This window comes from Actinosynnema sp. NPDC050436 (assembly GCF_040655415.1).
GTDB lineage: Bacteria > Actinomycetota > Actinomycetes > Mycobacteriales > Pseudonocardiaceae > Actinosynnema.
This window is the reverse complement of the sequence record NZ_JBFAJV010000011.1, coordinates 204,003-226,406: the sequence shown is the minus strand read 5'-3', so window position 1 is coordinate 226,406 and position 22,404 is coordinate 204,003. Positions and strand designations below refer to the sequence as shown.

Genomic DNA, 22,404 nt, shown 5'->3' with positions numbered 1-22,404 from the left:
CCCCGACGCCCCGTCAGCGGATGCGCTCCAGCAGCGGGCGCACCCGGGGCGGGACCGGGGTGGACAGCGCGATCGACGTCGAGAGCCGCTGCACGCCCGGCACGTCCACGATCGAGTCGATCACCTGCTGGAGGTCGTCGTTCGACCGCGCCACGACCCGCACGAACAGGTCGCCCTGGCCGGTGGTCGCGTGCACCTCGCACACCTCGTTGATCGCCGCGAGCCCGTCCGACACCTCCCGGCGGCGGCCCTGCGCGATCTCCAGCACCGCGAACGCGGTCAGCCCGTAGCCCATCGCCGCGAGGTCCAGCGCGGGCGGGAAGCCGGTGAGCACGCCCCGCGCCACCAGGCGGTCCAGCCGGGCCTGCACGGTGCCGCGCGCCACGCCCAGCCGGCGCGAGCACTCCAGCACGCCGAGCCGGGGCTCGTCGGTGAGCAGCAGGAGCAGTCGGGCGTCCAACCCGTCGACGACCTGGTCAGAGTGTTCAGCTTGTCCGTCGGTAACCATGGATCACTGTACAACTTGCCGAGCGGAAAACGAGACTGTTGCTCATCCTGCCCACCCGCCACATGCTGTGAGGCATGACGCAGCAGCTTGACGACGTGAGCTACGACCAGCTCCGCCAACTCGTGGGTCTGGTCGACTACGACGGGACGCGGGACCCGTTCCCCGTCCGCTCCATGGACGCCGTGGTCTTCGTGGTCGGCAACGCGACCCAGACCGCGTGGTTCTACCAGGTCGCCTTCGGGATGCAGCTCGTCGCGTACGCCGGGCCGGAGACCGGGCAGCGGGACCACAAGTCCTTCGTGCTCAAGTCCGGGTCGGCGCGGTTCGTGATCAACGGCGGCGTCCAGCCGGACAGCCCGCTGATCGAGCACCACCGCAAGCACGGTGACGGCGTGGTGGACCTCGCGCTGGAGGTCGCCGACGTCGACAAGTGCGTCGAGCACGCCCGCGCCCAGGGCGCGACCGTGCTCGAAGAGCCGCACGACGTCGAGGACGAGCACGGCGTCGTCCGCCGCGCCGCGATCGCCACCTACGGCGAGACCCGCCACACCCTGATCGACCGGTCCCGCTACACGGGCCCGTACCTGCCCGGCTACGAGGCGCGGGAGAGCACCGTCGTCCGCCCCGAGGGGGCGCCGAAGCGGTTGTTCCAGGCGGTCGACCACTGCGTGGGCAACGTCGAGCTCGGCAAGATGGACTACTGGGTCGAGTGGTACAACCGCGTCATGGGCTTCGTGAACATGGCGGAGTTCATCGGCGACGACATCGCCACCGACTACTCCGCGCTGATGAGCAAGGTGGTGTCCAACGGCAACCACCGGGTGAAGTTCCCGCTCAACGAGCCCGCCGTGGCCAAGCGCAAGTCGCAGATCGACGAGTACCTGGAGTTCTACGAGGGCGCGGGCGTGCAGCACATCGCGCTCGCCACCAACGACATCGTCGCCACGCTGACCGCCATGCGCGCGGCCGGCGTCGAGTTCCTGGAGACCCCGGACTCCTACTACGACGACCCCGAGCTCCGGGCCCGCATCGGCGAGGTGCGCGTGCCGATCGAGGTGCTCAAGGAGCACAAGATCCTGGTCGACCGCGACGAGGACGGCTACCTGCTCCAGATCTTCACCAAGCCGATCGGCGACCGGCCGACCGTCTTCTACGAGCTCATCGAGCGGCACGGTTCGCTCGGCTTCGGCAAGGGCAACTTCAAGGCCCTGTTCGAGGCGATCGAGCGCGAGCAGGAGCGTCGGGGCAACCTCTGACGCCCGGTTCCACCCAGGGCCGGTCCGGGCACCCCCGGGCCGGCCCTGGCCCGTTCGACCCGCGCGATCTGCGTCACCGCACCCGGTGGTACCGGTACGCTCGGTGCGGGGAGAACTCACCCAGCACCAACCCGGGGAGGTGGCATGGCACTCGCGCGACGGGTCACCGCGGTGTTCCCGCTGGTCGGAGCGCTGGCCACGGCCGTGGCGCTGACCGGTGCCGCCTTCTTCACCGTGGCGCACGCGGACTGCGCGGACGCGGGCCGCTTCGTGCAGCGCGACGACGGCGTGATCGAGTTCGTCGGCGGCTGCGTGGACGGCAACGACCTCCCGGCCGTCCCGAAGCAGGACACCGTGCGCTACGCCGTGCAGCCCTGACCCGGCCGACCGCACCCCGGCGCACCGCCCGCTCGCGCCCCTCATGGGCGATAGTGGAGCCATGTGCCGAAACATCCGGGTGCTCCACAACTTCGAACCGCCCGCCGCCGAGGACGAGATCCGCGCGGCGGCCATCCAGTACGTGCGCAAGGTGAGCGGGTCGACGCACCCGTCCGCAGCCAACCAGGAGGCGTTCGACGCCGCCGTGGAGGCCGTGGCGGAGGCGACCAGGACCCTGCTGGACTCGCTGGTGACCAAGGCCCCGCCGCGCGACCGCGAGGTCGAGGCCGCCAAGGCGAAGGAGCGCTCGGCCGCCCGCTTCGGCCGCTGACACCGCCGGCGGGCCGCCGCTCCCCGCCGGTCCGGCGGGGAGCGCGCGGGGTGCTCAGCCCTGGTTCAGCGCTTGGACGAGGTCGGCCACCAGGTCGTCGCCGGACTCGATGCCGACCGAGATGCGGATCAGGTCGTCCGGCACCTCCAGCAGCGAGCCGGCCGTGCTGGCGTGGGTCATCCTGCCGGGGTGCTCGATGAGCGACTCGACGCCGCCCAGCGACTCGGCCAGGGTGAACAGCCGGGTGCGCGAGCAGACCCGCAGGGCCGCCTCCTCGCCGCCCTCCACGGTGAACGAGACCATGCCGCCGAACCGGCGCATCTGCTTGGCCGCGATCTCGTGGCCCGGGTGCTCGGGCAGGCCCGGGTAGAGCACGGAGGTCACCCCCGGGTGCCGCTGGAGCGCCTCGGCGACCAGCTCGGCGTTGTCCGAGTGCTTCTCCATGCGCAGTTCCAGGGTCTTGATGCCGCGCAGCGTCAGCCACGCGTCGAACGGGCCGGGCACCGCGCCCGCGCCGTTCTGCAGGAAGCCGAACGCGGTGTCCAGCTCGTCGTCCGAGGTGACCAGCGCGCCGCCGACCACGTCGGAGTGGCCGCCCACGTACTTGGTGGTGGAGTGCAGCACCACGTCCGCGCCCAGCGCGAGCGGGCTCTGCAGGTACGGCGAGGCGAACGTGTTGTCCACCACCAGCCGCGCGCCCGCCGAGTGCGCGACCTGGGCCAGCAGCGCGATGTCGGCGATGTTGAGCAGCGGGTTGGTCGGCGTCTCGATCCAGACGAGCTTGGTGTTCGGCCGGATCGCCGCGCGCACCGCGTCCACGTCGGACAGCGCGACCGGCGTGTGCTCCACGCCCCAGTGGCTGAACACCTTGTCGATCAGGCGGAACGTGCCGCCGTAGGCGTCGTTGGGGATGACCACGTGGTCACCGGGACGGCACAGGGCGCGCAGGGCGGCGTCCGTCGCGCCCATGCCCGACGCGAACGCGCGCGCGTGCCGCCCGCCTTCGAGCGCGGCCAGGCACTCCTCCAGCGCGGCGCGGGTCGGGTTGCCGGTGCGCGAGTACTCGAAGCCGCCGCGCAACCCGCCGACGCCGTCCTGGGCGTAGGTCGAGGTGGCGTGGATCGGGACGATGACCGACCCCGTCGTGGGGTCCGGGTCCTGTCCGGCGTGGATGGCCCTGGTAGCGAAACCGTAGTGGCCGGTGTCCGTCATGGACTCAGCCTAAAGGAGCAGCGGGCCCGACGCGTGGAGTCGGCCAGGTGCGGAACGACTCGGCCGGCCGGACCCCACGGGGGTCGCGGCCGGCCGGGTGCCGGAGCGGGTCAGCGAGCCGTCACCACTGCTGGGGCGGCTGCTGGCCGTACGGGTTCTGCTGCTGGGGCTGGCCGTACGGGGAGGACTGCGGTGCGCCGTAGCTCTGCTGGGGCTGGCCGTACGGGTTCGCCTGCTGGCCCGGGTAGCCGCCGGGCGCCCCGCCGCCGGGCATCCCGGTCTCCGGCGCGTTGACCACGACCGTGCCGAGGATCTTGTCCGCCCAGGTCTGCTTCTTGACCTCCCACAGCGGCGCGAAGAAGCCCGCGTAGCAGGGCAGCGCGTCCACGATGTGGCACAGGTAGCGGACGAAGGCGTTGCCGAAGCCGATCGGCTGCCCGGTGTCCTCCTTGATCAGCCTGATCTTGGCGATCTTCTTGCCGTACGACTGGCCCGTCGTGCCGGCCAGGTACCACGAGTTGTAGATCAGCCAGCCGAGCAGCGCGAGGTAGCCGACCCCGCTGAGCAGCAGCATCAGCGTCGGGTCGCCGGTGGCGGTGCCGATGCCCACCAAGGCGCCGACCACGACGCCGGGCGCGAGGTAGTCGATCAGCGCGCCCACCGCGCGCGAACCCCACTCGGCGTACCCGCCGGGCGGCGGCGGGAACGCGGGCCGGCCGTAGCCGGGCTGCGCGCCCCACGCCTGCTGCTGCGGCTGCCCGTACGGGTTCACCTGCTGCCCGTAGGGGTTCGCCTGCTGGCCGTACGGGTTGGCCTGCTGCTGGGCGTACGGGTTCGCCTGCGGTGCGCCGTAGGCCGGCGGCTGCTGGGGCTGGCCGTACTGGGCCGGCTGGCCGTACGGGTTGGCCTGCTGCGGCTGCCCGTAGGCGGGCGGCTGCTGGGCCGGGAACCCGCCGGAGGCCGGCGGCTGCGCCGGGAACCCGCCCGACGCGGACGGCGGCTGCTGGCCGTACGGCTGCTGGCCGGCACCCGGTGCCACGACCTGCGTCGCGTCCGGGTTGCCTGCCTGCTGCGGCTGGCCGGTGGAGGGCACCACCTGGGTCGCCTCCGGGGGCGGGAACGCGGGGCTCGCACCGCTGCTCGGCACGACCTGGGTCGCGTCGGCGTTCGGGGGCTGGGCACCCTGCCCCTGCTCCTGCTGGTATTGGCCGCCGAACTGCTGGTTCTCGGGCGGCTGCGGAGCGTTCATCGGAGTTTCCAACCCCCTTGGCGTGGGCCGTAGGCGTATGAGTCGGGGGCCAACGCTAGCGGATAAGACCACGTGAGCCACCGGCAACCGGCCAATGCGCCGTGATCAGCGCCCGGCGAGGAAACCCAGGATGTCCTGACGGGTCACGACACCCGCCGGCTTCCCGTCGTCCAGCACCAGCGCGCCGTCCGCCGAGGACAGCGCCTGCATGGCGGCGCTGATCGACTCGCCGGAGCCGATGGTCGGCAGCTTGAGCGACATGTGCGCCTCCAGCCGGTCGGTGAGCTGCGCCTTGCCGGTGAACAGGGCGTCGAGCAGGTCGCGCTCGTTGACCGCGCCCGCCACCTCGGCGGCCATCACCGGCGGCTCGGCGTTGACCACGGGCATCTGGGACACGCCGTACTCGCGCATGATCGCCACCGCCTCGGCGACCGTCTCGTTGGGGTGCCCGTGCACCAGGCTGGGCAGCGCGCCGGTCTTGCGGCACAGCACGTCGCCGACCGTCGCGCCGGAGGTGTCCGGCGACAGGAAGCCGTACTGGGCCATCCACTTGTCGTTGAACACGCTCGACAGGTAGCCCCGGCCGCCGTCGGGCAGCAGCACCACGACCACGTCGTCCGGCCCGCACCGCTCCGCGACCCGCAGCGCCGCCGCGACCGCCATCCCGCACGAGCCGCCGACCAGCAGGCCCTCCTCGCGGGCGAGGCGGCGGGTGATGTCGAACGAGTCCTTGTCGGACACCGGCACGATGTCGTCGCACACGGTCCGGTCGTACGCCTCCGGCCAGAAGTCCTCGCCGACGCCCTCCACCAGGTAGGGCCGCCCGGACCCGCCGGAGTACACCGAGCCCTCCGGGTCCGCGCCGACCACCTGCACCTTCCCGCCGGAGACCTCCTTGAGGTAGCGCCCGGTGCCGGAGATCGTGCCGCCGGTGCCCACGCCCGCCACGAAGTGCGTGATCCGGCCGTCGGTCTGCCGCCACAGCTCCGGGCCCGTGCCGTGGTAGTGGCTGGCCGGGTTCTCCGGGTTGGCGTACTGGTTGGGCTTCCACGCGCCGGGGATCTCGGCGACCAGCCGGTCGGACACGTTGTAGTAGGAGTCGGGGTGCTCGGGCGCGACCGCCGTCGGGCACACCACCACCTCGGCGCCGTACGCCTTGAGCACGTTGCGCTTGTCGACGCTGACCTTGTCCGGGCAGACGAACACGCACTTGTAGCCCTTGCGCTGGGCCACCAGCGCCAAGCCGACGCCCGTGTTGCCCGAGGTGGGCTCCACGATCGTGCCGCCCGGCTTCAGCTCACCGGACCGCTCGGCCGCCTCCACCATGCGCAGCGCGATGCGGTCCTTCACGCTGCCGCCCGGGTTGAGGTACTCGACCTTGGCCAGCACGAGCGGCCGGAGCCCCTCCGCGACCGCGTTCAGCTTCACCAGCGGCGTGTTGCCGACCAGGTCTACGACGCTCTCGACGTACTCCACCGAAGGTCCCTTCCCACCGTGCGAGATGACGGGACGAGAGTACTTGTTGTGGTGCGCGTCAGCCGTGGCCCGCGCGACGGCGGGTGCTCCGCACCTTTCCGGCGGAGGATGGGACGACGGGGGGTGGTCGACATGGGGTGGTGGCACCGCACAGCCGCCGCGGGGCTGGTCGCGGGCGGGGTGATCGGCCTGGCGTACGGCGTGTTCAGCACGCAGTCCAAGCGGGCCAGGCTGGTGATCGGCAGGCCCGACGCGCCACCGCTGCGCGCCGACGGCGTCCACGGCGGCGACCCGGGCGGCCGGCCGGTCAGGTTCGCCGTGCTGGGCGACTCCGTGGCCGCCGGCCTCGGCGTGGACGCGGCAGCCGAGCTGCCCGGCGTCCTGCTCGCCCGGGCCCTGGCGGAGGAGCTGGCCACGCCGGTCCGCCTGGAGACCCACGCCGTCGTCGGTGCCACGACCCACGACCTGGCACCGCAGGTGGACCGCGCCCTCGTCGACCCCCCGGACGTGGTGCTGGTGATCGTCGGCGCGAACGACGTGACCACCCGCACGTCGATCCCGAGGTCGGCTGCGGCGCTGGGCGCGCAGGTGCGGAGGCTGCGGGACGCGGGCGTCGACGTGGTCGTGGGGACGTGCCCCGACCTCGGCTCCATCCGCCCCATCGCCCAGCCGCTGCGCGCCGTGGCGAGCGGGTGGAGCCTGCGCCTGGCCAGGGCGCAGTGGCAGGCGGTCACCCTGGCGGGCGGCGTCCCGGTCGCGCTGGGCGACCTGCTCGGCGCCGAGTTCACCTCCCGGGGCCGCGACTACTTCAGCCGCGACCAGTTCCACCCCAGCGCGGCCGGCTACGAGGCGACGGCGTCCGTCCTGCTCGCACCGCTCTACGGCGCGGCGGCCACCCGGCGGCGCGACGACGTTCGTCACGAGTGGTAGCCCGCCTGAACGGGCGTTAACTAGGCTCGAACCACCGTTACGTGAAACAAAGGAGTTCCGTAATGCCTGAGGCCGTCATCGTCTCCGCCGCGAGGTCGCCGATCGGACGCGCGGGCAAGGGCTCGCTCAAGGACGTCCGGGCCGACGACCTGACCGTGCAGGTGCTCAAGGCGGCGCTGGCGAAGGTGCCGCAGCTCGACCCGGCCGACATCGACGACCTGATGCTGGGCTGCGGCCTGCCCGGCGGCGAGCAGGGCTTCAACATGGGCCGCGTGGTGTCCGTGCTGGCCGGCCACGACACCCTGCCCGGCACCACCGTGACCAGGTACTGCGCGTCCAGCGTGCAGACCACGCGGATGGCGCTGCACGCCATCAGGGCGGGCGAGGGCGACGTGTTCATCAGCGCCGGCGTCGAGACCGTGTCGAGCTTCGCGCGCGGCAGCTCCGACAGCTGGCCCGACACCCGCAACCCGGCCTTCGCCGAAGCCGGCGCCCGCACCGCCCGAACCGCCGAGCGGGGCGCGTCCGAGTGGGTCGACCCCCGCGCCGCCGGCGGCGTCCCGGACGTCTACATCGCCATGGGCCAGACCGCCGAGAACCTCGCCCTGGCGAAGGGCGTGACCCGCGAGGACATGGACCACTTCGGCGTCCGGTCGCAGAACCTCGCCGAGAAGTCCATCGCCAACGGCTTCTGGGCCCGCGAGATCACCCCCGTGACCCTCCCGGACGGCACCGTGGTGTCCGCCGACGACGGCCCCCGCCCCGGCGTGACCTACGAGGGCGTCGCGGGCCTCAAGCCGGTCTTCCGCCCCGACGGCCGCGTCACCGCCGGCAACTGCTGCCCGTTGAACGACGGCGCGGCGGCCCTGGTGATCATGAGCGACACGAAGGCCAGGGACCTCGGCATCACCCCGCTGGCGCGGATCGTGTCCACGGGCGTCTCGGCCCTGTCCCCGGAGATCATGGGCCTGGGCCCGGTCGAGGCGACGAAGCGCGCCCTGGCCCTGGCCGGCATGACCATCGGCGACATCGACCTGGTCGAGATCAACGAGGCGTTCGCCGCCCAGGTCATCCCGTCCTACCGCGACCTGGGCATCGACCTGGACCGGCTGAACGTCAACGGCGGCGCGATCGCCGTGGGCCACCCGTTCGGCATGACCGGTGCACGGATCACCACGACCCTGATCAACTCCCTCCAGTTCCACGACAAGCAGTTCGGCCTGGAGACCATGTGCGTGGGCGGCGGCCAGGGCATGGCGATGGTGATCGAACGGTTGAGCTGACACGCGTCACAGCAGGCCGTTGACGACGTCCCTACCTGTGAGTCGGGGAGGTCGACACCAGATGCCGTACGTGTGGTGGCACAGCGGGTACGACTCGCTGTGCCACGCGTTCCCAGCAACCCAGCAGTCAAAGGCGTACTACGAGGCCGCGTGCACCCACTCGGTACCCCCGGACCAGCTATTACGCCAACCGAACGGCCCCCTGTGCGTGCCGTGCCTGATCAAAGTGGGTTCGGACCTGCCACAGGACAGCACCACCACAACCACTTGGCGCGACTGACACCACTCACCGTGCGACCGCTGTCGCACACTCCACCCACCGAGTCGTGTCATCCCCGTGTGGCCCGCGCGCCGGCGAACCGCGCTTGAGTGGGGTGTGCAAGCACGCCCTTCGCTTGCACACCCCGCTCAAGCGCGGTTGTCTCCCGACCGGGCCACACGGGGATGACACGACTACCCACCGCACGCCCGTCGCACCACCCGTCATCCTTGGCGGCTCGCCCGTCCGGCGAGGACTCCCTAAACCCCACCCAAGCAATAACCCTGCGTAACCAGCTAACCCAGCCAACTCACCGGCGCAAAACAAAGAGCGCCCGGCTCAAGGCCGGACGCTCCCCGTTCTACCGGGCTCACACCTGCGGTCCACTCACTACCGCAGGTCGAGCAGGTCAGTCGCGCTGCAGGTACGACAGCAGGCGCAGGATCTCCAGGTACAGCCAGACCAGCGTGGTCATCAGGCCGAACGCCGCCCACCAGGCCCACTTCGCCGGCACGCCGGAGCGGATCATCTCGTTCGCCGCTTCGAAGTCGAGCAGGAAGTTGAACGCCGCGATGCCGATCACCACGAGGCTGAACACGATGGCGAGCGTGCCGCCGTCGCGCAGGCCGACGTTGACGCCGAACAGGCCGAGGACCAGGTTGCCGAGCATCAGCACGGCGGCACCGACGGTCGCGCCGATGATCCACTTGGTCAGCCGGGGCGTGACGCGGATCGCACCCGTCTTGTACACGATCAGCATGGCGATGAACACGCCGAACGTGCCGAGGATGGCCTGCCAGGCGATGCCCTTGAACATGCCCTCGAACACGCCGGTGATCGCGCCGAGGAACACGCCCTCCGCCGCCGCGTAGATCAGCACCAGCGGCGCGCTGGGGGTGCGCTTGAAGATGATGATCAGCGAGACGACCAGGCCGACGATCAGGCCGGGCAGCATCAGCGCGAACGGCTTGGCCTGGCCGGACAGCACCAGCCACGCCGAGATGAAGCCCGTGGCCAGCGTGGTGGCCAGGGTGATCGCGGTCTTGGTGACCACGTCGTCGATGGTGATGGGGCGCTCGCCGGTGGCCGGCGGCGCGCTCTGGTAGCCGCCGTACTGCTGTGCCTCGTACGGCTGGCCGAAGCCCGCGTAGCTCCCGGAACCGCCGCTGGTCGGCAGGTTGCGGAACGCGGGGTTGCTGGTGGTACGCACCTCGTCCTCCTGTGGCGTTTCGACGCCGTCACGGGGTTCAACGACCACACGAGTCGATCGGTTCCCGTCGGGTAAAACGGACTTTACCCGGGGTGTCGATCTCGAATCCACACCCCACGCTGCGGAGCGTAGTCGGAAACCCCACTCCGCTGGTGGCTTGTCGGCAGCAGAGCCGACCCGTAAGGCTGTCTTCCCGGCAGCCCGTCCGACTCGCCCCACGCGTCTGGCGCGGTTCCAGCGGTTCCAGCGACCGAAGCGGTTCCAGCGGATCTTTCCGGACATGCCGAGGGGTCAGGTTCATCACCATGGCTTGGAGACGACTCGCCGGCGCGGTGCTCGCCGCCGGTGTGGCCTTGCTCGCCCTTCCCGCGACATCCGACGCCCAGGTCCAGGAGGGCATCGGCTACACCACACCGGCCCAGGGGTACCGGGGCAAACCCGGCGCCACCGACTGGCTCGGGTCCTACATCTGGCAGGGCAAGCACGTCTGGTGCGTCGAGTACTCGCTGCTCGCGCCGGACTCCACCCAGGAGTACCAGCAGGGCGACGAGTTGCGCACGAAGGCCGGCGAGGCGCTCGCCCCCGACGTCGCGGCCAACATCTCCTACCTGCTGCTCCGCTACACCCTCAACCCGTCGGCGGACCAGTCGGCCGCGCTGGCGCACCTCCTGCACTCGTGGACGGCGTTCCCGCACGGCTCGATCTCGCTCGACCCGGCCAACGACTTCCGCCACATCGCCTACAACGAGCAGTTCCACTTCGACGCGCTGCCGCAGTCCGCGAAGGACGCGGTCACCGCGCTGCGCACGGACGCCGAGGCGAACCGGGGCCCGTGGACCGCGAAGGTCACCGCGCCCGACAAGGAGCAGCTCATCGGCTCGCCGGGCGACTGGCGGGTGGACATCGCCAAGGGTGACGGAAAACTCGTCGGCGACGTCCCGGTGACCGTCGAGCTGGACCAGGCCACTCTGGACGACGGCAAGACCACCATCGAGCTGCGCACGCCCGCCGACGGCCGGGCGCTGGCCGTCAAGGTCATCCCGACCGGGGTCAAGCCCACGCTCAAGGTCCGCCTGGACAGCCCGGCCGACAAGCCCGTGGTGCACGTGCCGGCCAACGCCGACATGCAGCGGATCGTCACCACCGGCGGGGAGAAGAAGCTGGCGGCCGAGGCGTCCGGCACCGCCCGGACCCAGCCCGGCGTGGTCAAGGTCGGCAAGACCGACGCGGAGACCGGCAAGCCGATCTCCGGCGTGGCGCTGCGGGTCACCGGCCCGGACGGGGTCAAGCCCGCGACCAAGCAGGACGACACCCCGCTGACCGGCCCGGACGGCAAGCCGATCGTGCTCCAGACCGCCGAGGACGGCACGGTCGCCGTGCCGGACCTGCGCACGCCGCAGGAGATCTGCGTCGTCGAGGTCGCCGCGCCGAAGGGCTACGAGGAGAACTTCGACCCGAACGCGCCGCCGAAGGCGTGCGGGAAGGTCGAACCGGCGCAAACGCTTGCGCTGGCGATCTCCAACAAGGCGAACAAGCCGATCGTGCCGATCACGATCCCGGCCGGCTCGGACGGCGCGGGGGTGGTGGCCACCGCGGCCTTCACCACCGAGGCGGACACCGGCGCGCTGGTCGGGTTCGGCGGCCTGGTGCTGCTGGCCACGGCGTCCGTCGGCTTCTTCGTCCGCCGCCGGGTGCTCGCCGCCCGCGCGTGACCACAGCACTCTTCACAGCACCACGGGCGGTTCACCCACCCGTGGTGCAAGGCTCGCGGAAGGCGGCTAGTCCGTGATCGGTGCGGACCTCAGGTCGGTCACGACCGGCGCGGTGGTGGCGGGGCTCCTCGTCACCGCCGCGCTGGCCTTCTCACCCGCCTCCGACCTGCTCTCCGACGACCTGCTCGCCGGCACCACCGAGGTGGTGCGGGGCTCCGCGCGGCCGGGTGACGCCGTGGTGCCGTTCCCGCTCGGCGACAGCATGAGGTCCGGGCGCGGCGCGGACCTGGCCGGGATGCCCGGCGGCGGCTCCCCGCCGGCGGACCCGACCACCCCGACCACCCCGCCCGCCCAGCCGCCACCACCGCCGCCGCCCACCGCGCAGGCACCCGGCACGGTGAAGCTGCCGCAGGGCGGCCTGGCCACGCTGGTCCGCAAGGAGGTCACCGCCGACGGCGTGCTGCCGGTGCCGGAGGGCGTCGGCGAGGCCACCTGGTGGGGCGTCGACCTCGGCGCGGCCGAGGGCGCGACGGTGCTCGCCGGCCACGTCAACTGGAAGGGCATGACGGGCCCGTTCGACGAGCTGTGGCGCTCCGCCGCCGGCCAGGACGTGACGGTGGTCGACACCGCCGGCAAGACCTTCCGGTTCCGGGTGAGCCAGGTGATCACCGTCCCGAAGAACGAGCTGCCCACGCGCGCCGTCGAGCTGTTCGGGCCGCGCGGGGACCACCGGTTGGTGCTGGTGACGTGCGGTGGGCGCTGGGTCGGCGGCGACACCGGGTACGAGGAGAACCAGGTGGTCGTGGCCACGCCCGTCGCGTAGAGGCAACCCCCGGACACGCTGGGTCGTCTTGGCCTTTGTGAAGCGCAGGCGTTTGATCACCACCGGTGTCGCGTTAGGGCTCGCCTTGGCGGTGTTGGCCGTGCTGGGCGCGCAGGAGCCGCGGCCCACCGAGGACGTCGGCGAACTCGCCGCACCGCTGCCGATCGCACCCCGCGTCCCGTCCAGCGCCAACGCGCCCACGCCCACCCTGCCGCCGCCCGCTGCCGCGCCGAAGTGGATGAAGAGGTTGCAGCCGGGCGAGAAACCCCCGCAGTTCGTCCTGTTCTCGTTCGACGGCGCGGCGTCCAAACAGCACTGGGACCGGGTGATGCCGATCGCGCAGCGCACCGGCGCGCACGTCACCGGCCTGCTCTCCGGCGTCTACCTGGTCGCCGACCAGGACCGGGCGTCCTACGCCGGGCCCGGCCACCGGGCGGGGTACTCGGCGATCCAGTTCGGCGGGTCCCGCGAGGACGTGGCCAACCGGATCGCGTACCTCAACGCCGCGCTCGCCGCCGGGCACGAGATCGGCACCCACTACAACGGCCACTTCTGCCAGGACGACGAACCGAGCGTGGGCCGGTGGAGCACCGCCGACTGGGACCGGGAGCTGGACCAGTTCTTCGAGATCCTGGAGAAGGCCCGGCAGCAGGGGTTCGCGCTCGACCCGGCGGCCGTGCGCGGCGGGCGGACGCCGTGCCTGGAGGGCGACTGGGGCCAGGCGTTCCCGTCCATGCGGGCGCACGGCCTGGCCTACGACACCAGCCACGTCAGCCTCGGCGTCACCTGGCCCACCGTGCAGGGCGGGATGTGGGAGTTCCCGCTGCCCGAGGTCCGGGTGCCCGCGCTGGGCCGGCGGGTGGTGATGATGGACTACAACCTCTGGTTCGCCCTCAACGGGGCGAAGGAGGACCCCGGCCCGCCCGGCGAGTACGCCCGGGTCGTGCTGGACACCTACCGCTCGGTGTACCAGGCCACCTTCAACGGCAACCGCGCTCCCCTGGTGGTGGGCAACCACTTCAACGAGTGGGCCGGGGGCGCGTTCAGCGAGGCCGTGGAGAGCTTCATGGGCGAGGTGTGCGCGCGCGAGGAGACCGTCTGCGCCACCTACACCGAGGTCGTCCAGTGGATGCAACTCCAGGACCCCGTTGTCCTGGAACAGTTCCGCCGGATGCCGGCGGCACTCAACTGACGAAAACACCACGCCCCACGCCGAACACCACGAACCGGGTGCCCACGACCGCCACCGCAACCGCAGTTGCACAGCCCGTCGCCACCGTCGTCACGCGAGCCGTCGCAACCGCTGCCACGCCGAGCCGTCGCGGGCACCCGGCAGCCGGATCAGCCGTCCGTGCTCAGGAGCCGGTCGTCAGTGGTGGCCGGGCTGCCCCGACCGTCCCGGTTCGACGTGCCCAGCCACAGCGTCCCGTCCGGTGCCGTTCCGGCGGCCCGGACCCGGCCGTAGCCGGTGAACACCGCTTCCGGCGTGCCCAGTTCGGTCCCGTTCACCGGGATCTTCCAGACCCGCCGCCCCGTCACGCACGCGACGTAGAGCGCGTTCTTGGCGTACGCGATGCCGGTCGGCCCCGCCGAGCTGGTCGGCCACGACTTCACCGGGTTCACGAACCTGGTGTCGTTGCACGGCCCCTCGCACGTCGGCCAGCCGTAGTTCTTGCCGGACTGGATCCAGTTCAGCTCGTCGGTCCGGTTGTTGCCGAACTCCGTCGCGTACGCCCGGTCGCCGACCCACGTGATGCCCTGCGGGTTGCGGTGGCCGTAGGAGTACACCCGGCTGCTGAACGGGTTGCCCGGCGCGGCGGCGCCGGTCGTGGTGAAGCGCAGGACCTTGCCCGCGAGCGAGGACGTGTTCTGCGCGTTGGCGCTGTTGCCCGCGTCGCCCGTGGTCGCCCACAGGAACCCGTCCGGGCCGAACTGCAGGCCGCCGCCGTTGTGGAACCGGTTCTTCGGGATGCCGGTCACGATCGGCTCCGGTGCCCCGCCGCCGCCGATCCTGAGGCGGGAGACCCGGTTGTCACTGGCGGCCGTGTAGTAGATGTAGACGGTGTTGTCGGTGGTGAAGGTCGGTGACACGGCGATGCCGAGGAGGCCGCCTTCGCCCCCGGGCACCGCTTCGTTCACGGTGTGCAGGGTGGTCACCGTGGTTCCGGTGATCTTCTTGATCTTCTTGGTGTCGCGCTCGGTGTAGATGCCGCTGCCGTCGGGCAGGTACCCGATGTCCCACGGGACTGCCTGACCGGTGGCGAGCGTTCGCACCGCGAGTTGTGCCGGGCCGGCCTGGGCAGGCGCGACCGCGATCGCGCCCAGCGTCGCCAGGGCCAGGACCAAGCCTGGACGAGCACGCATGTGCTGCCTCCATGTCCGCACTGTCACGGCGGCGGAACGGCGGTCATCACGACTCAACCACGCCCGTGCGCATCGGGCAACATTCATCGGAGGTACAGACCACTACCGAATTAGGCAACAGCCTTTACGATCTAGCGCGGCACCCCCGGACGCTCTACCGTGGGGACTCCGCCGCCGACCCACGGAGAGACACACCCCGATCCGAGGAGTCGCGCAATGCCAGCCGAGAAGACGACCGAGCCGAAGCGCACCTGGGTCACGCCGGACTTCCGGGACGTCGACACCCCGATGGAAGTCACCGCCTACGCCGCGCGCGGCTGAGCGGGCACGCCCGACGTCGTGGCTCCGCAGCGGGGCCACGGCGTGGCGCGGGGCGTCGCCTCACCGACGCGAGGCGACGTCCCACCCACCACCGGCACCGCCGACGGACGGCCACGCGGCACGTCCCGCCGGCGGGAGCGCAACGGCGGGGGACGCGTCGGCGGGAACCCGGCAGCGGGGACGCAGCGGCGGCACCCCGTCCCGGTCGGGACGGCACTCGGGAACGCGGAAGCAGACCGGAGACCCTGGAGGCGCGCGCATGTCCGAGCCGTTGACCGACGAGGAGTTCACCGCCCGGCTGCGGGCCCTGTCGTCCCGCTACTGGGACGGCCACCCGTTCCACCTCCGGCTGCACGCGGGCGAGCTGTCCAAGGACGAGCTCCGGCTGTGGGCCGCGAACCGGTGGTACTACCAGCGCTGCATCCCCCGCAAGGACGCCGCGATCCTGGCGAACTGCCCGGACCCGGACGTCCGCCGGCAGTGGCGCGAGCGCATCGTCTGGCACGACGGCGAGCGCGCGGGCGAGGGCGGGGCGGAGAACTGGTTGCGGATGGCCGAAGCGCTCGGGCTCTCCCGCGAGGAGGTGCTCGACGAGCGGCACGTGCTGCCCGGCACCAGGTTCGCCGTCGACGCCTACGTGAACTTCGCCCGGCGCCGGCCGTGGGTGGAGGCGGTGGCGTCCGGGCTGACCGAGATGTTCTCCCGGGGCCTGATGACCCGCCGGCTGGCCGACATGCGCGAGCGGTACCCCTGGATCGCGGAGGAGGGCTTCACCTATTTCACCACGCGCCTGAAGGTGGTGGAGGGCGAGGGCAAGTCCACTTTGGACCTGGTGGTGCGCAACTGCGCCACCCGGGAGCAGCAGGACGCGGCGGTGGCCGCGCTGGCGTTCAAGTGCGACGTGCTGCGGGCGATCCTCGACGCAGTCGACTACTACGCGGTCGGCGCGGCCGACCGGACAACAGGACGATCATGACCGAACTCGATGCGACGCCACGGCTCGGCAAGGGCGTGAAGACCTCCTACGACCAGACCCGGGACAGCCACGTCGTGCTGTTCCCCGAAGGTGTCCTGGTGCTCAACGAGACCGCCGCAGCGGTGGTCGGGCTGTGCGACGGGCGCACCACGATCACCGGCATCGCGGCCAGGCTGGCCGAGGACTTCGACGGGGTGCGGCCCGAGGACGTCGCCGCGCTGGTGGCCCGGCTGACCGCGCGCAAGGTGGTGGAGACCGATGGCTGACGCCCCGTTCGGCCTGCTCGCCGAGCTGACCCACCGCTGCCCGTTGCAGTGCGGGTACTGCTCGAACCCGCTGGAGCTGGTGCAGCGGTCCGCCGAGCTGTCCACCGACGAGTGGTGCTCGGTGTTCGACCAGGCGCGCGCGCTGGGCGTGCTCCAGTTCCACCTCTCCGGCGGGGAACCGCTGGCGCGCAGGGACCTGCCCGAGCTGGTCGCCCACGCGGGCGGACTGGGCGGGTACGTGAACCTGGTGACCAGCGGGCTCGGCCTGACCGCCGCGCGCCTGGCCGACCTGCGCGGGCGGGGCGTCGACCACGTGCAGCTCTCGGTGCAGGACGCGGTCCGCGCCAACGCCGACCTGATCGCCGGCGTGCGCGCGTTCGACCACAAGCTGACCGCCGCGCGGCTGGTCGTCGAGGCGGGCCTGCCGCTGACCGTCAACGTCGTCCTGCACCGCCGCAACCTCGACCACGTCGGCGAGATCATCGACCTGGCCGAGCGGATGGGCGCGGACCGGCTGGAGCTGGCCAACACCCAGTACTACGGCTGGGCGCTGCGCAACCGGGCCGCCCTGCTGCCCACCCGGGAGCAGCTCGACCGGGCGGGCGCAATCGTGGCCGGGGCGCGCGAGCGGTCCCGGATGGAGATCGTCTACGTGATCGCGGACTACCACGAGGCGCACCCCAAGCCGTGCATGTACGGGTGGGGCGCGCGGCAGCTCACGGTCGCGCCGGACGGGGACGTGCTGCCCTGCCCGGCGGCGGGCGTGATCGACGGCCTGGGCGTGGAGAACGTGCGGGACCGCCCGCTGGGCGAGATCTGGCACGGGTCGGAGTCGTTCAACGCGTTCCGGGGGTTCGACTGGATGCGCGAGCCGTGCCGGTCGTGCGCCCGCAAGGAGGTCGACTTCGGCGGGTGCCGGTGCCAGGCGTTCCAGCTCACCGGCGACGCCGCGAACACCGACCCGGTGTGCTCGCTGTCCCCCCGGCGCCCCGAGGTGGACCTGATCCTCGCCGAGGAGACGACGGCTCCGGCGGCGCTGACGATGCGGAAGGTGGCGCGGTGAAGGTCGTGCTGCTCGGAACGGCGGCCGGCGGCGGCGTGCCGCAGTGGAACTGCGCGTGCGGGCCGTGCGCGAAGGTGCGGGCGGGTGCGCTGCCCGCGCGGACCCAGGACTGCCTGGCGGTCAGCGGGAACGGCGTGGACTGGTGGCTGCTCAACGCCTCCCCCGACATCCGGACCCAGATCACCGCGACGCCGCTGCTGGACCCCGGCCCCGGGCCGAGGGACACGCCGGTGCGCGGCGTGCTGTTCACCGACGCCGAGGTGGACCACACGCTGGGCCTGCTGACGCTGCGCGGCGCGGTCGGGCTGCGGGTGCACGCGCCCGCGACCGTGCTGCACGCGCTGGACGCCACCCGGGCGGTGGTGGACAAGTACGCCGAGTGGACGTGGCGGCAGGTCGAGCCGGAGCAGACGTTCGCGCTGGCGGGCGGGCTGGAGGTGACCGCGTTCCCGGTGAGCGGCAAGCGCCCGCGCTACGCGGGCGAGTCGCCGGTGGCCGGGCACTGGGTGGTGGCCTACCGGGTGTTCGACCCGGCGACGGGCGGGATCGTGCTGTACGCGCCCTGCCTGGCCGGGTGGCCGCTGGGCTTCGACGACCTGGTCGCCGAGGCGGACGCGGTGCTGCTGGACGGCACGTTCTACGCGCCCTCGGAGATGGGCGCGGCGACCGGCCGGTCCGGCGGGCAGTCCGCGATGGGCCACCTGCCGATCACGCACACGCTGCCCGAGCTGCGCCGCCACCCCGGGGTGCGGCGGATCTACACCCACCTGAACAACACCAACCCGGTGCTGGACCCGGACTCCGACGAGCACGCCAAGCTGCGCGAGGCCGGGGTGGAGGTGCTGCCCGACGGCGCGGTGCTGGAGGTCTGAGCCCGGCGGATCGGGGGGTTGAGCCCACTGCTTTCCCCCCGGCCGGCCGGAAGAATCACCCGCATGACGGACCACGACCTCGTGCGCGGCGCGGGGACCCGGCTGAGGGCCGCCGCGCTGGCGCTCGCCCGGGTGCCGCTGTGCGTGATCGGCCTGCCCCTCGTCCCGCTCCAGCTCTACGCCTACCCGCTGGTCCTGGTGACCGTGGGCGTGCCGATGCTGCTGCTGTTCACCGCGCTCGCCCGCCGCTACCTGGACGTGCACCGCTGGTGGGCGGGCGGGGTGCTGGGCGAGGAGGTCGCCCGGCCCTACCGGGTGCCCGCGAACCGGGGGCCGATGACGCGGGTCCGGGCGATCGCCACCGATCCGCAGACGTGGAAGGAGCTGGCGTTCCTGCCGCTCAACGCGGTGGTCGGGGTGGCCTGCGGGGTGCTGCCGGCGGCGCTGTGGCTCGGGGGCGCGTTCGGGTTCGCCGCCCCGCTGCTGTGGATCGCGGGCGCGGACCGGGTGGCGTACACCGCGATCACCACGAACACCCCGGGCAGCTTCCTGCTCGCCCCGCTGGTGGGCCTGCTCCACCTGGCGGTGGCGTGGTGGGCGACGCCGCGCGTGGTCCGGCTGCACGCCCGGTTCGTGCGCTTCTTCCTCGCCCGGAGCCAGACCGAGGCGCTCACCCACCGGGTGCGCGAGCTGGCCGACTCGCGGGCCGACACGGTGGACGCGCAGGCGGCCGAGCTGCGCCGGATCGAGCGCGACCTGCACGACGGCGCACAGGCCCGGCTGGTGGCGCTGGGGATGAGCCTGGGCATGGCGGAGGAGCTGCTGGCCCGGGACCCGGAGGCGGCCCGGGACCTGCTCGTCGAGGCGCGGCACTCGTCGTCGCAGGCGCTGTCCGAGCTGCGCGACCTGGTGCGCGGCATCCACCCGCCGGTGCTGGCCGACCGGGGCCTGGACGGCGCGCTGCGGGCGCTGGCGCTGACCACCCCGCTGCCGGTGGAGGTCGACCTGGTGCTGGACGGGCGGCCGGACGCCCCGGTGGAGTCGGCGGCGTACTTCGCGGTCGCCGAGGCGCTGACGAACGTGGCCAAGCACAGCGGCGCGACGAGCGCGTGGGTGCGGGTGCGGCACGAGAACGGCCGGCTCGGGCTGATGATCGGCGACAACGGGCGCGGTGGCGCCGAGGCGGCGGAGAACGGGGGGTTGCGCGGGATCGAGCGCAGGCTGGCCGCCTTTGATGGCACGCTCGGGATCGCGAGCCCGGTGGGCGGGCCGACGATCGTGACCATGGAGCTGCCGTGCGCGTTGTCCTCGGTGAAGACCTCGTCCTCCTCCGGGACGGCCTGATCCGGCTGTTGGGGGCCCACGGCTTCGACGTGGTGGAGGCGGTCGACTCCGGTCCCGCCCTGCTCCGGGCCCTGGTCGACCACCGCCCGGACGTGGCGGTGGTCGACGTGCGCCTGCCGCCGACGTTCACCGACGAGGGACTGCGGGCGGCGATCGAGGCGCGCAAGCGGGTGCCGGGCCTGCCGGTGCTGGTGCTCTCGCAGTACGTCGAGCAGCTCTACGCCCGCGAGCTGCTGTCCGACCGGGGCGGCGGCGTGGGGTACCTGCTCAAGGACCGGGTGTCGGACGTCTCGCAGTTCGTGGACGCGATCCGGCGGGTGGCGGCGGGCGGCACCGCGATGGACCCCGAGGTGATCACGCAACTGCTGGTGCGCAGCGGGCGGGACCGGCCGCTGGCGACGCTGACCCCGCGCGAGCGCGAGGTGCTGTCGCTGATGGCGGAGGGCCGGTCGAACGGCGCGATCGCGGCGCGGCTGTTCGTGACGGAGAAAGCGGTCGGCAAACACACCGCCAACATCTTCGGCAAGCTCGGCCTGCCGCTGTCCGAGGACGACAACCGCCGGGTGCTCGCGGTGCTGGCCTATTTGGACGGCCTGTAAATCGTTATTTAGGCTAAGTACCGTTCGACGCTTTCCCGCCAACGCCCAGGGGTGCCCGATGGACACGACGGCCGCGCTCGCCGAAGAACTGCTCGACCTGATGTCCCGGCTGTCGCCGCTGGGCGCGACGGTGTACGGGCTGCCCGGTTACGACCACCTGCTCACCGACCACCGGCCGGAGGCCGAGGCGGCCACCAGGGCCGCCGCCCTGCGGATCGCCCAGCGCGCGCGGGCGCTGCCGGACGACGACGACCCGGTCACCCGGGCGGTGGTCGTGCAGCAGGCGGAGGCGACCGTCGACCTGATCGACGCGCGGGCGGTCGAGTACACGATCACCGACTCGTTCTTCGCGCCGGCCGGCGAGCTGCTGTCCGTGCTGCCGATGGTCGCGCCGGCGGACGAGGAGCAGGAGCGGGCCTACCTGGCGCGGCTCGCGGCGGTCCCGGCCTTCCTGCGCGCGGTCGCCGACCGCCAGGTCGCCGGGTCCGCCGCCGGGCGCACCCCGGTGCAGCACCTCGTGGACGCCTGCGTCGCCCAACTGGACCGGTACCTGGCCGCCGAGGAGGACCCGTTCGCCCGGCCGGCCGGCAGCGAGGCGTTCACCGCCGAGCGCGACCGGCTGATCGCCGAGGAGGTGCGGCCGGCGTTCGCCGCCTACCGCGACACCGTCGCGGGCCTCAGCGGCCGTCCTGCGGACCGGGTGGGCCTGTGCTGGTTGCCGGGCGGGGACGCCGTCTACGCCGCCCTGGCGCGCGTTCAGACCACCACCACGCGGTCTCCCGAGGAGCTGCACGAGACCGGCCTCGCCATCATGGCCGAACTGGCGCGGGAGTACGCCGACCTCGGCGAGCGGGTGTTCGGCACCCGGGACACCTCCGCGATCTTCGAGCACCTGCGCACCGACCCGGCGCTGCGCTGGCAGTCCGAGGACGAGCTGATCTCCGCCGCGCGCGAGGCGGTCGGCCGGGCCGAGCAGGCCGCGCCGCGCTGGTTCGGCCGGGTGCCGGACAAGCGCTGCGAGGTGGAGCCGGTGCCGGCCGTGGACGCGCCCGGCGCACCGACCGCGTTCTACGCGCCGCCGTCGATGGACGGGACGCGGCCGGGCACGTACTACGCCAACACGCACCGCGTGGAGGAGCGGTTCCGGTACCAGGCCGAGGCGATCGCGTTCCACGAGGCGGTGCCGGGGCACCACTTCCAGATCGTGCTGGCGCAGGAGCTGGCCGACCTGCCGCTGCTGCGCCGGGTCGCCTCGGTCACCGGCTACCTGGAGGGCTGGGGCTTGTACTGCGAGCGGCTGGCCGACGAGATGGGCCTGTACTCCGACGACGTGGCGCGGCTGGGGATGCTGGCCATGGACTCGATGCGGGCCGGACGGCTGGTGGTGGACACCGGGCTGCACGCGCACGGGTGGAGCCGCGAGCGGGCCGTGGCGTACCTGCGGGAGAACACGCCGCTGGCGCAGGTGGAGATCGAGTCCGAGGTCGACCGGTACATCGCCGCGCCGGGCCAGGCGCTGGCGTACATGGTGGGGCGCCTGGAGATCCAGCGGGCGCGGGCCGAGGCGGAACGCGCGCTGGGCGACCGGTTCGACGTCCGGGAGTTCCACGACGTGGTGCTGGGCGGTGGCCCGCTGCCGCTGGCCGTGCTCGACGAGGTCGTGCGGGACTGGGTGGCGGCCCGGTCCTGACCGGCGGGCGGCCCGGGGGCGTCCTCGGGCCGCCGTGCCCCGGGGCGCTGTGACGAGCGGGAACCCGGCTCTCGCACCGGCACGGGACCGGCCGGTGCGGACCGCCTTGCCGCTCGTTCGTGATCACTCGGCAGTCGAGTGACGACGAAGGTTGCGGTGCACGTGCCCCCGACGGGATTCGAACCCGTACTGTGACTCTTTTAAGGAGCCTGCCTCTACCTATTGGGCTACGGGGGCAGCGAGGAGCCTAAGCCGTTACCGAGCGTTCGTGGGGCCGGTTCG

Annotated in this window: 22 protein-coding genes and 1 tRNA gene; 16 read left to right on the top strand and 7 right to left on the bottom strand. The window is 72.4% G+C overall.

Features of this window, described 5'->3' with window-relative positions; genetic code table 11:
* Positions 1 to 13 precede the first annotated feature (13 nt).
* A complete protein-coding gene (locus AB0I60_RS25995) occupies positions 14 to 508 on the bottom strand; it encodes an Lrp/AsnC family transcriptional regulator (RefSeq protein ID WP_360733737.1) in 495 nt (164 codons plus the stop codon).
* 74 nt (positions 509 to 582) lie between these two features.
* Between AB0I60_RS25995 and hppD the strand changes: the two genes are divergently transcribed.
* From hppD to AB0I60_RS25980, 3 genes are all read left to right on the top strand, one after another.
* Positions 583 to 1,764, top strand: coding sequence for a 4-hydroxyphenylpyruvate dioxygenase (gene hppD, locus AB0I60_RS25990; protein WP_360733735.1), 1,182 nt, complete (start codon positions 583 to 585; stop codon positions 1,762 to 1,764).
* Between the two features lie 144 nt (positions 1,765 to 1,908).
* Positions 1,909 to 2,142, top strand: coding sequence for a hypothetical protein (locus AB0I60_RS25985; RefSeq protein ID WP_360733734.1), 234 nt, complete (start codon positions 1,909 to 1,911; stop codon positions 2,140 to 2,142).
* 61 nt (positions 2,143 to 2,203) lie between these two features.
* Positions 2,204 to 2,473, top strand: a complete 270-nt coding sequence (locus tag AB0I60_RS25980; RefSeq protein WP_360733732.1) for a DUF2277 domain-containing protein — start codon at positions 2,204 to 2,206, stop codon at positions 2,471 to 2,473.
* 54 nt (positions 2,474 to 2,527) lie between these two features.
* Here the strand turns inward: AB0I60_RS25980 and AB0I60_RS25975 are convergent, their stop codons facing one another.
* The 3 genes from AB0I60_RS25975 to AB0I60_RS25965 form a co-directional block, all read right to left on the bottom strand.
* Positions 2,528 to 3,685 (bottom strand): cystathionine gamma-synthase, encoded by a 1,158-nt coding sequence (locus AB0I60_RS25975; RefSeq protein ID WP_360733731.1) that lies wholly within the window; start codon positions 3,683 to 3,685, stop codon positions 2,528 to 2,530.
* 121 nt (positions 3,686 to 3,806) lie between these two features.
* Positions 3,807 to 4,934, bottom strand: a complete 1,128-nt coding sequence (locus AB0I60_RS25970; RefSeq protein WP_360733729.1) for an RDD family protein — start codon at positions 4,932 to 4,934, stop codon at positions 3,807 to 3,809.
* 105 nt (positions 4,935 to 5,039) lie between these two features.
* Positions 5,040 to 6,410, bottom strand: a complete 1,371-nt coding sequence (locus AB0I60_RS25965) for a cystathionine beta-synthase (protein ID WP_360733727.1) — start codon at positions 6,408 to 6,410, stop codon at positions 5,040 to 5,042.
* 132 nt (positions 6,411 to 6,542) lie between these two features.
* On the opposite strand from AB0I60_RS25965, the gene AB0I60_RS25960 reads away from it, so the two are divergent.
* Entirely contained in the window at positions 6,543 to 7,340 is a 798-nt protein-coding gene (locus tag AB0I60_RS25960; protein ID WP_360733725.1) for an SGNH/GDSL hydrolase family protein, read from the top strand.
* Positions 7,341 to 7,402: 62 nt separating this feature from the next.
* Complete coding sequence (locus AB0I60_RS25955) at positions 7,403 to 8,623, top strand: acetyl-CoA C-acetyltransferase (protein ID WP_360733724.1); 1,221 nt, start codon at positions 7,403 to 7,405, stop codon at positions 8,621 to 8,623.
* Between the two features lie 668 nt (positions 8,624 to 9,291).
* Here AB0I60_RS25955 and AB0I60_RS25950 read toward each other — a convergent pair.
* A complete protein-coding gene (locus tag AB0I60_RS25950) occupies positions 9,292 to 10,092 on the bottom strand; it encodes a Bax inhibitor-1/YccA family protein (RefSeq protein ID WP_360733722.1) in 801 nt (266 codons plus the stop codon).
* Positions 10,093 to 10,397: 305 nt separating this feature from the next.
* On the opposite strand from AB0I60_RS25950, the gene AB0I60_RS25945 reads away from it, so the two are divergent.
* From AB0I60_RS25945 to AB0I60_RS25935, 3 genes are all read left to right on the top strand, one after another.
* A complete protein-coding gene (locus tag AB0I60_RS25945; protein ID WP_360733721.1) occupies positions 10,398 to 11,804 on the top strand; it encodes a hypothetical protein in 1,407 nt (468 codons plus the stop codon).
* Between the two features lie 73 nt (positions 11,805 to 11,877).
* The gene (locus AB0I60_RS25940; RefSeq protein WP_360733719.1) at positions 11,878 to 12,627 is read left to right on the top strand and encodes a class F sortase; all 750 of its coding nucleotides are present in this window, start codon (positions 11,878 to 11,880) and stop codon (positions 12,625 to 12,627) included.
* A gap of 37 nt (positions 12,628 to 12,664) precedes the next feature.
* On the top strand, positions 12,665 to 13,819 hold the full coding sequence (locus tag AB0I60_RS25935) for a polysaccharide deacetylase (RefSeq protein WP_360733869.1): 1,155 nt from the start codon (positions 12,665 to 12,667) through the stop codon (positions 13,817 to 13,819).
* A gap of 149 nt (positions 13,820 to 13,968) precedes the next feature.
* Here the strand turns inward: AB0I60_RS25935 and AB0I60_RS25930 are convergent, their stop codons facing one another.
* Entirely contained in the window at positions 13,969 to 14,991 is a 1,023-nt protein-coding gene (locus AB0I60_RS25930) for a PQQ-dependent sugar dehydrogenase (RefSeq protein ID WP_360733717.1), read from the bottom strand.
* A gap of 216 nt (positions 14,992 to 15,207) precedes the next feature.
* On the opposite strand from AB0I60_RS25930, the gene pqqA reads away from it, so the two are divergent.
* From pqqA to AB0I60_RS25890, 8 genes are all read left to right on the top strand, one after another.
* Complete coding sequence (gene pqqA / locus AB0I60_RS25925) at positions 15,208 to 15,312, top strand: pyrroloquinoline quinone precursor peptide PqqA (protein WP_360733716.1); 105 nt, start codon at positions 15,208 to 15,210, stop codon at positions 15,310 to 15,312.
* 259 nt (positions 15,313 to 15,571) lie between these two features.
* The gene (gene pqqC / locus AB0I60_RS25920) at positions 15,572 to 16,288 is read left to right on the top strand and encodes a pyrroloquinoline-quinone synthase PqqC (RefSeq protein ID WP_360733714.1); all 717 of its coding nucleotides are present in this window, start codon (positions 15,572 to 15,574) and stop codon (positions 16,286 to 16,288) included.
* Positions 16,285 to 16,554, top strand: coding sequence for a pyrroloquinoline quinone biosynthesis peptide chaperone PqqD (gene pqqD, locus AB0I60_RS25915; protein ID WP_360733712.1), 270 nt, complete (start codon positions 16,285 to 16,287; stop codon positions 16,552 to 16,554). Before pqqC ends, pqqD begins: the two co-directional genes overlap by 4 nt.
* Positions 16,547 to 17,617, top strand: coding sequence for a pyrroloquinoline quinone biosynthesis protein PqqE (gene pqqE / locus AB0I60_RS25910; protein WP_360733711.1), 1,071 nt, complete (start codon positions 16,547 to 16,549; stop codon positions 17,615 to 17,617). Before pqqD ends, pqqE begins: the two co-directional genes overlap by 8 nt.
* A complete protein-coding gene (pqqB, locus tag AB0I60_RS25905; protein WP_360733709.1) occupies positions 17,614 to 18,489 on the top strand; it encodes a pyrroloquinoline quinone biosynthesis protein PqqB in 876 nt (291 codons plus the stop codon). Before pqqE ends, pqqB begins: the two co-directional genes overlap by 4 nt.
* Before the next feature lie 63 nt (positions 18,490 to 18,552).
* On the top strand, positions 18,553 to 19,833 hold the full coding sequence (locus AB0I60_RS25900; RefSeq protein ID WP_360733708.1) for a sensor histidine kinase: 1,281 nt from the start codon (positions 18,553 to 18,555) through the stop codon (positions 19,831 to 19,833).
* Complete coding sequence (locus AB0I60_RS25895; protein WP_360733706.1) at positions 19,785 to 20,432, top strand: response regulator transcription factor; 648 nt, start codon at positions 19,785 to 19,787, stop codon at positions 20,430 to 20,432. The genes AB0I60_RS25900 and AB0I60_RS25895 overlap by 49 nt, the downstream gene beginning before the upstream one ends.
* Before the next feature lie 58 nt (positions 20,433 to 20,490).
* Positions 20,491 to 22,122 (top strand): DUF885 domain-containing protein, encoded by a 1,632-nt coding sequence (locus AB0I60_RS25890; RefSeq protein WP_360733704.1) that lies wholly within the window; start codon positions 20,491 to 20,493, stop codon positions 22,120 to 22,122.
* Between the two features lie 163 nt (positions 22,123 to 22,285).
* Here the strand turns inward: AB0I60_RS25890 and AB0I60_RS25885 are convergent.
* Positions 22,286 to 22,359, bottom strand: a tRNA-Leu gene (locus tag AB0I60_RS25885).
* Positions 22,360 to 22,404 lie beyond the last annotated feature (45 nt).

Coding starts and splice junctions, on each gene's coding strand:
- AB0I60_RS25995 (WP_360733737.1), bottom strand. CDS start 508: ATGGTTACCGACGGACAAGCTGAACACTCTGACCAGGTCGTCGACGGG.
- hppD (WP_360733735.1), top strand. CDS start 583: ATGACGCAGCAGCTTGACGACGTGAGCTACGACCAGCTCCGCCAACTC.
- AB0I60_RS25985 (WP_360733734.1), top strand. CDS start 1,909: ATGGCACTCGCGCGACGGGTCACCGCGGTGTTCCCGCTGGTCGGAGCG.
- AB0I60_RS25980 (WP_360733732.1), top strand. CDS start 2,204: ATGTGCCGAAACATCCGGGTGCTCCACAACTTCGAACCGCCCGCCGCC.
- AB0I60_RS25975 (WP_360733731.1), bottom strand. CDS start 3,685: ATGACGGACACCGGCCACTACGGTTTCGCTACCAGGGCCATCCACGCC.
- AB0I60_RS25970 (WP_360733729.1), bottom strand. CDS start 4,934: ATGAACGCTCCGCAGCCGCCCGAGAACCAGCAGTTCGGCGGCCAATAC.
- AB0I60_RS25960 (WP_360733725.1), top strand. CDS start 6,543: ATGGGGTGGTGGCACCGCACAGCCGCCGCGGGGCTGGTCGCGGGCGGG.
- AB0I60_RS25955 (WP_360733724.1), top strand. CDS start 7,403: ATGCCTGAGGCCGTCATCGTCTCCGCCGCGAGGTCGCCGATCGGACGC.
- AB0I60_RS25945 (WP_360733721.1), top strand. CDS start 10,398: ATGGCTTGGAGACGACTCGCCGGCGCGGTGCTCGCCGCCGGTGTGGCC.
- AB0I60_RS25930 (WP_360733717.1), bottom strand. CDS start 14,991: ATGCGTGCTCGTCCAGGCTTGGTCCTGGCCCTGGCGACGCTGGGCGCG.
- pqqA (WP_360733716.1), top strand. CDS start 15,208: ATGCCAGCCGAGAAGACGACCGAGCCGAAGCGCACCTGGGTCACGCCG.
- pqqC (WP_360733714.1), top strand. CDS start 15,572: ATGTCCGAGCCGTTGACCGACGAGGAGTTCACCGCCCGGCTGCGGGCC.
- pqqD (WP_360733712.1), top strand. CDS start 16,285: ATGACCGAACTCGATGCGACGCCACGGCTCGGCAAGGGCGTGAAGACC.
- pqqE (WP_360733711.1), top strand. CDS start 16,547: ATGGCTGACGCCCCGTTCGGCCTGCTCGCCGAGCTGACCCACCGCTGC.
- AB0I60_RS25900 (WP_360733708.1), top strand. CDS start 18,553: ATGACGGACCACGACCTCGTGCGCGGCGCGGGGACCCGGCTGAGGGCC.
- AB0I60_RS25890 (WP_360733704.1), top strand. CDS start 20,491: ATGGACACGACGGCCGCGCTCGCCGAAGAACTGCTCGACCTGATGTCC.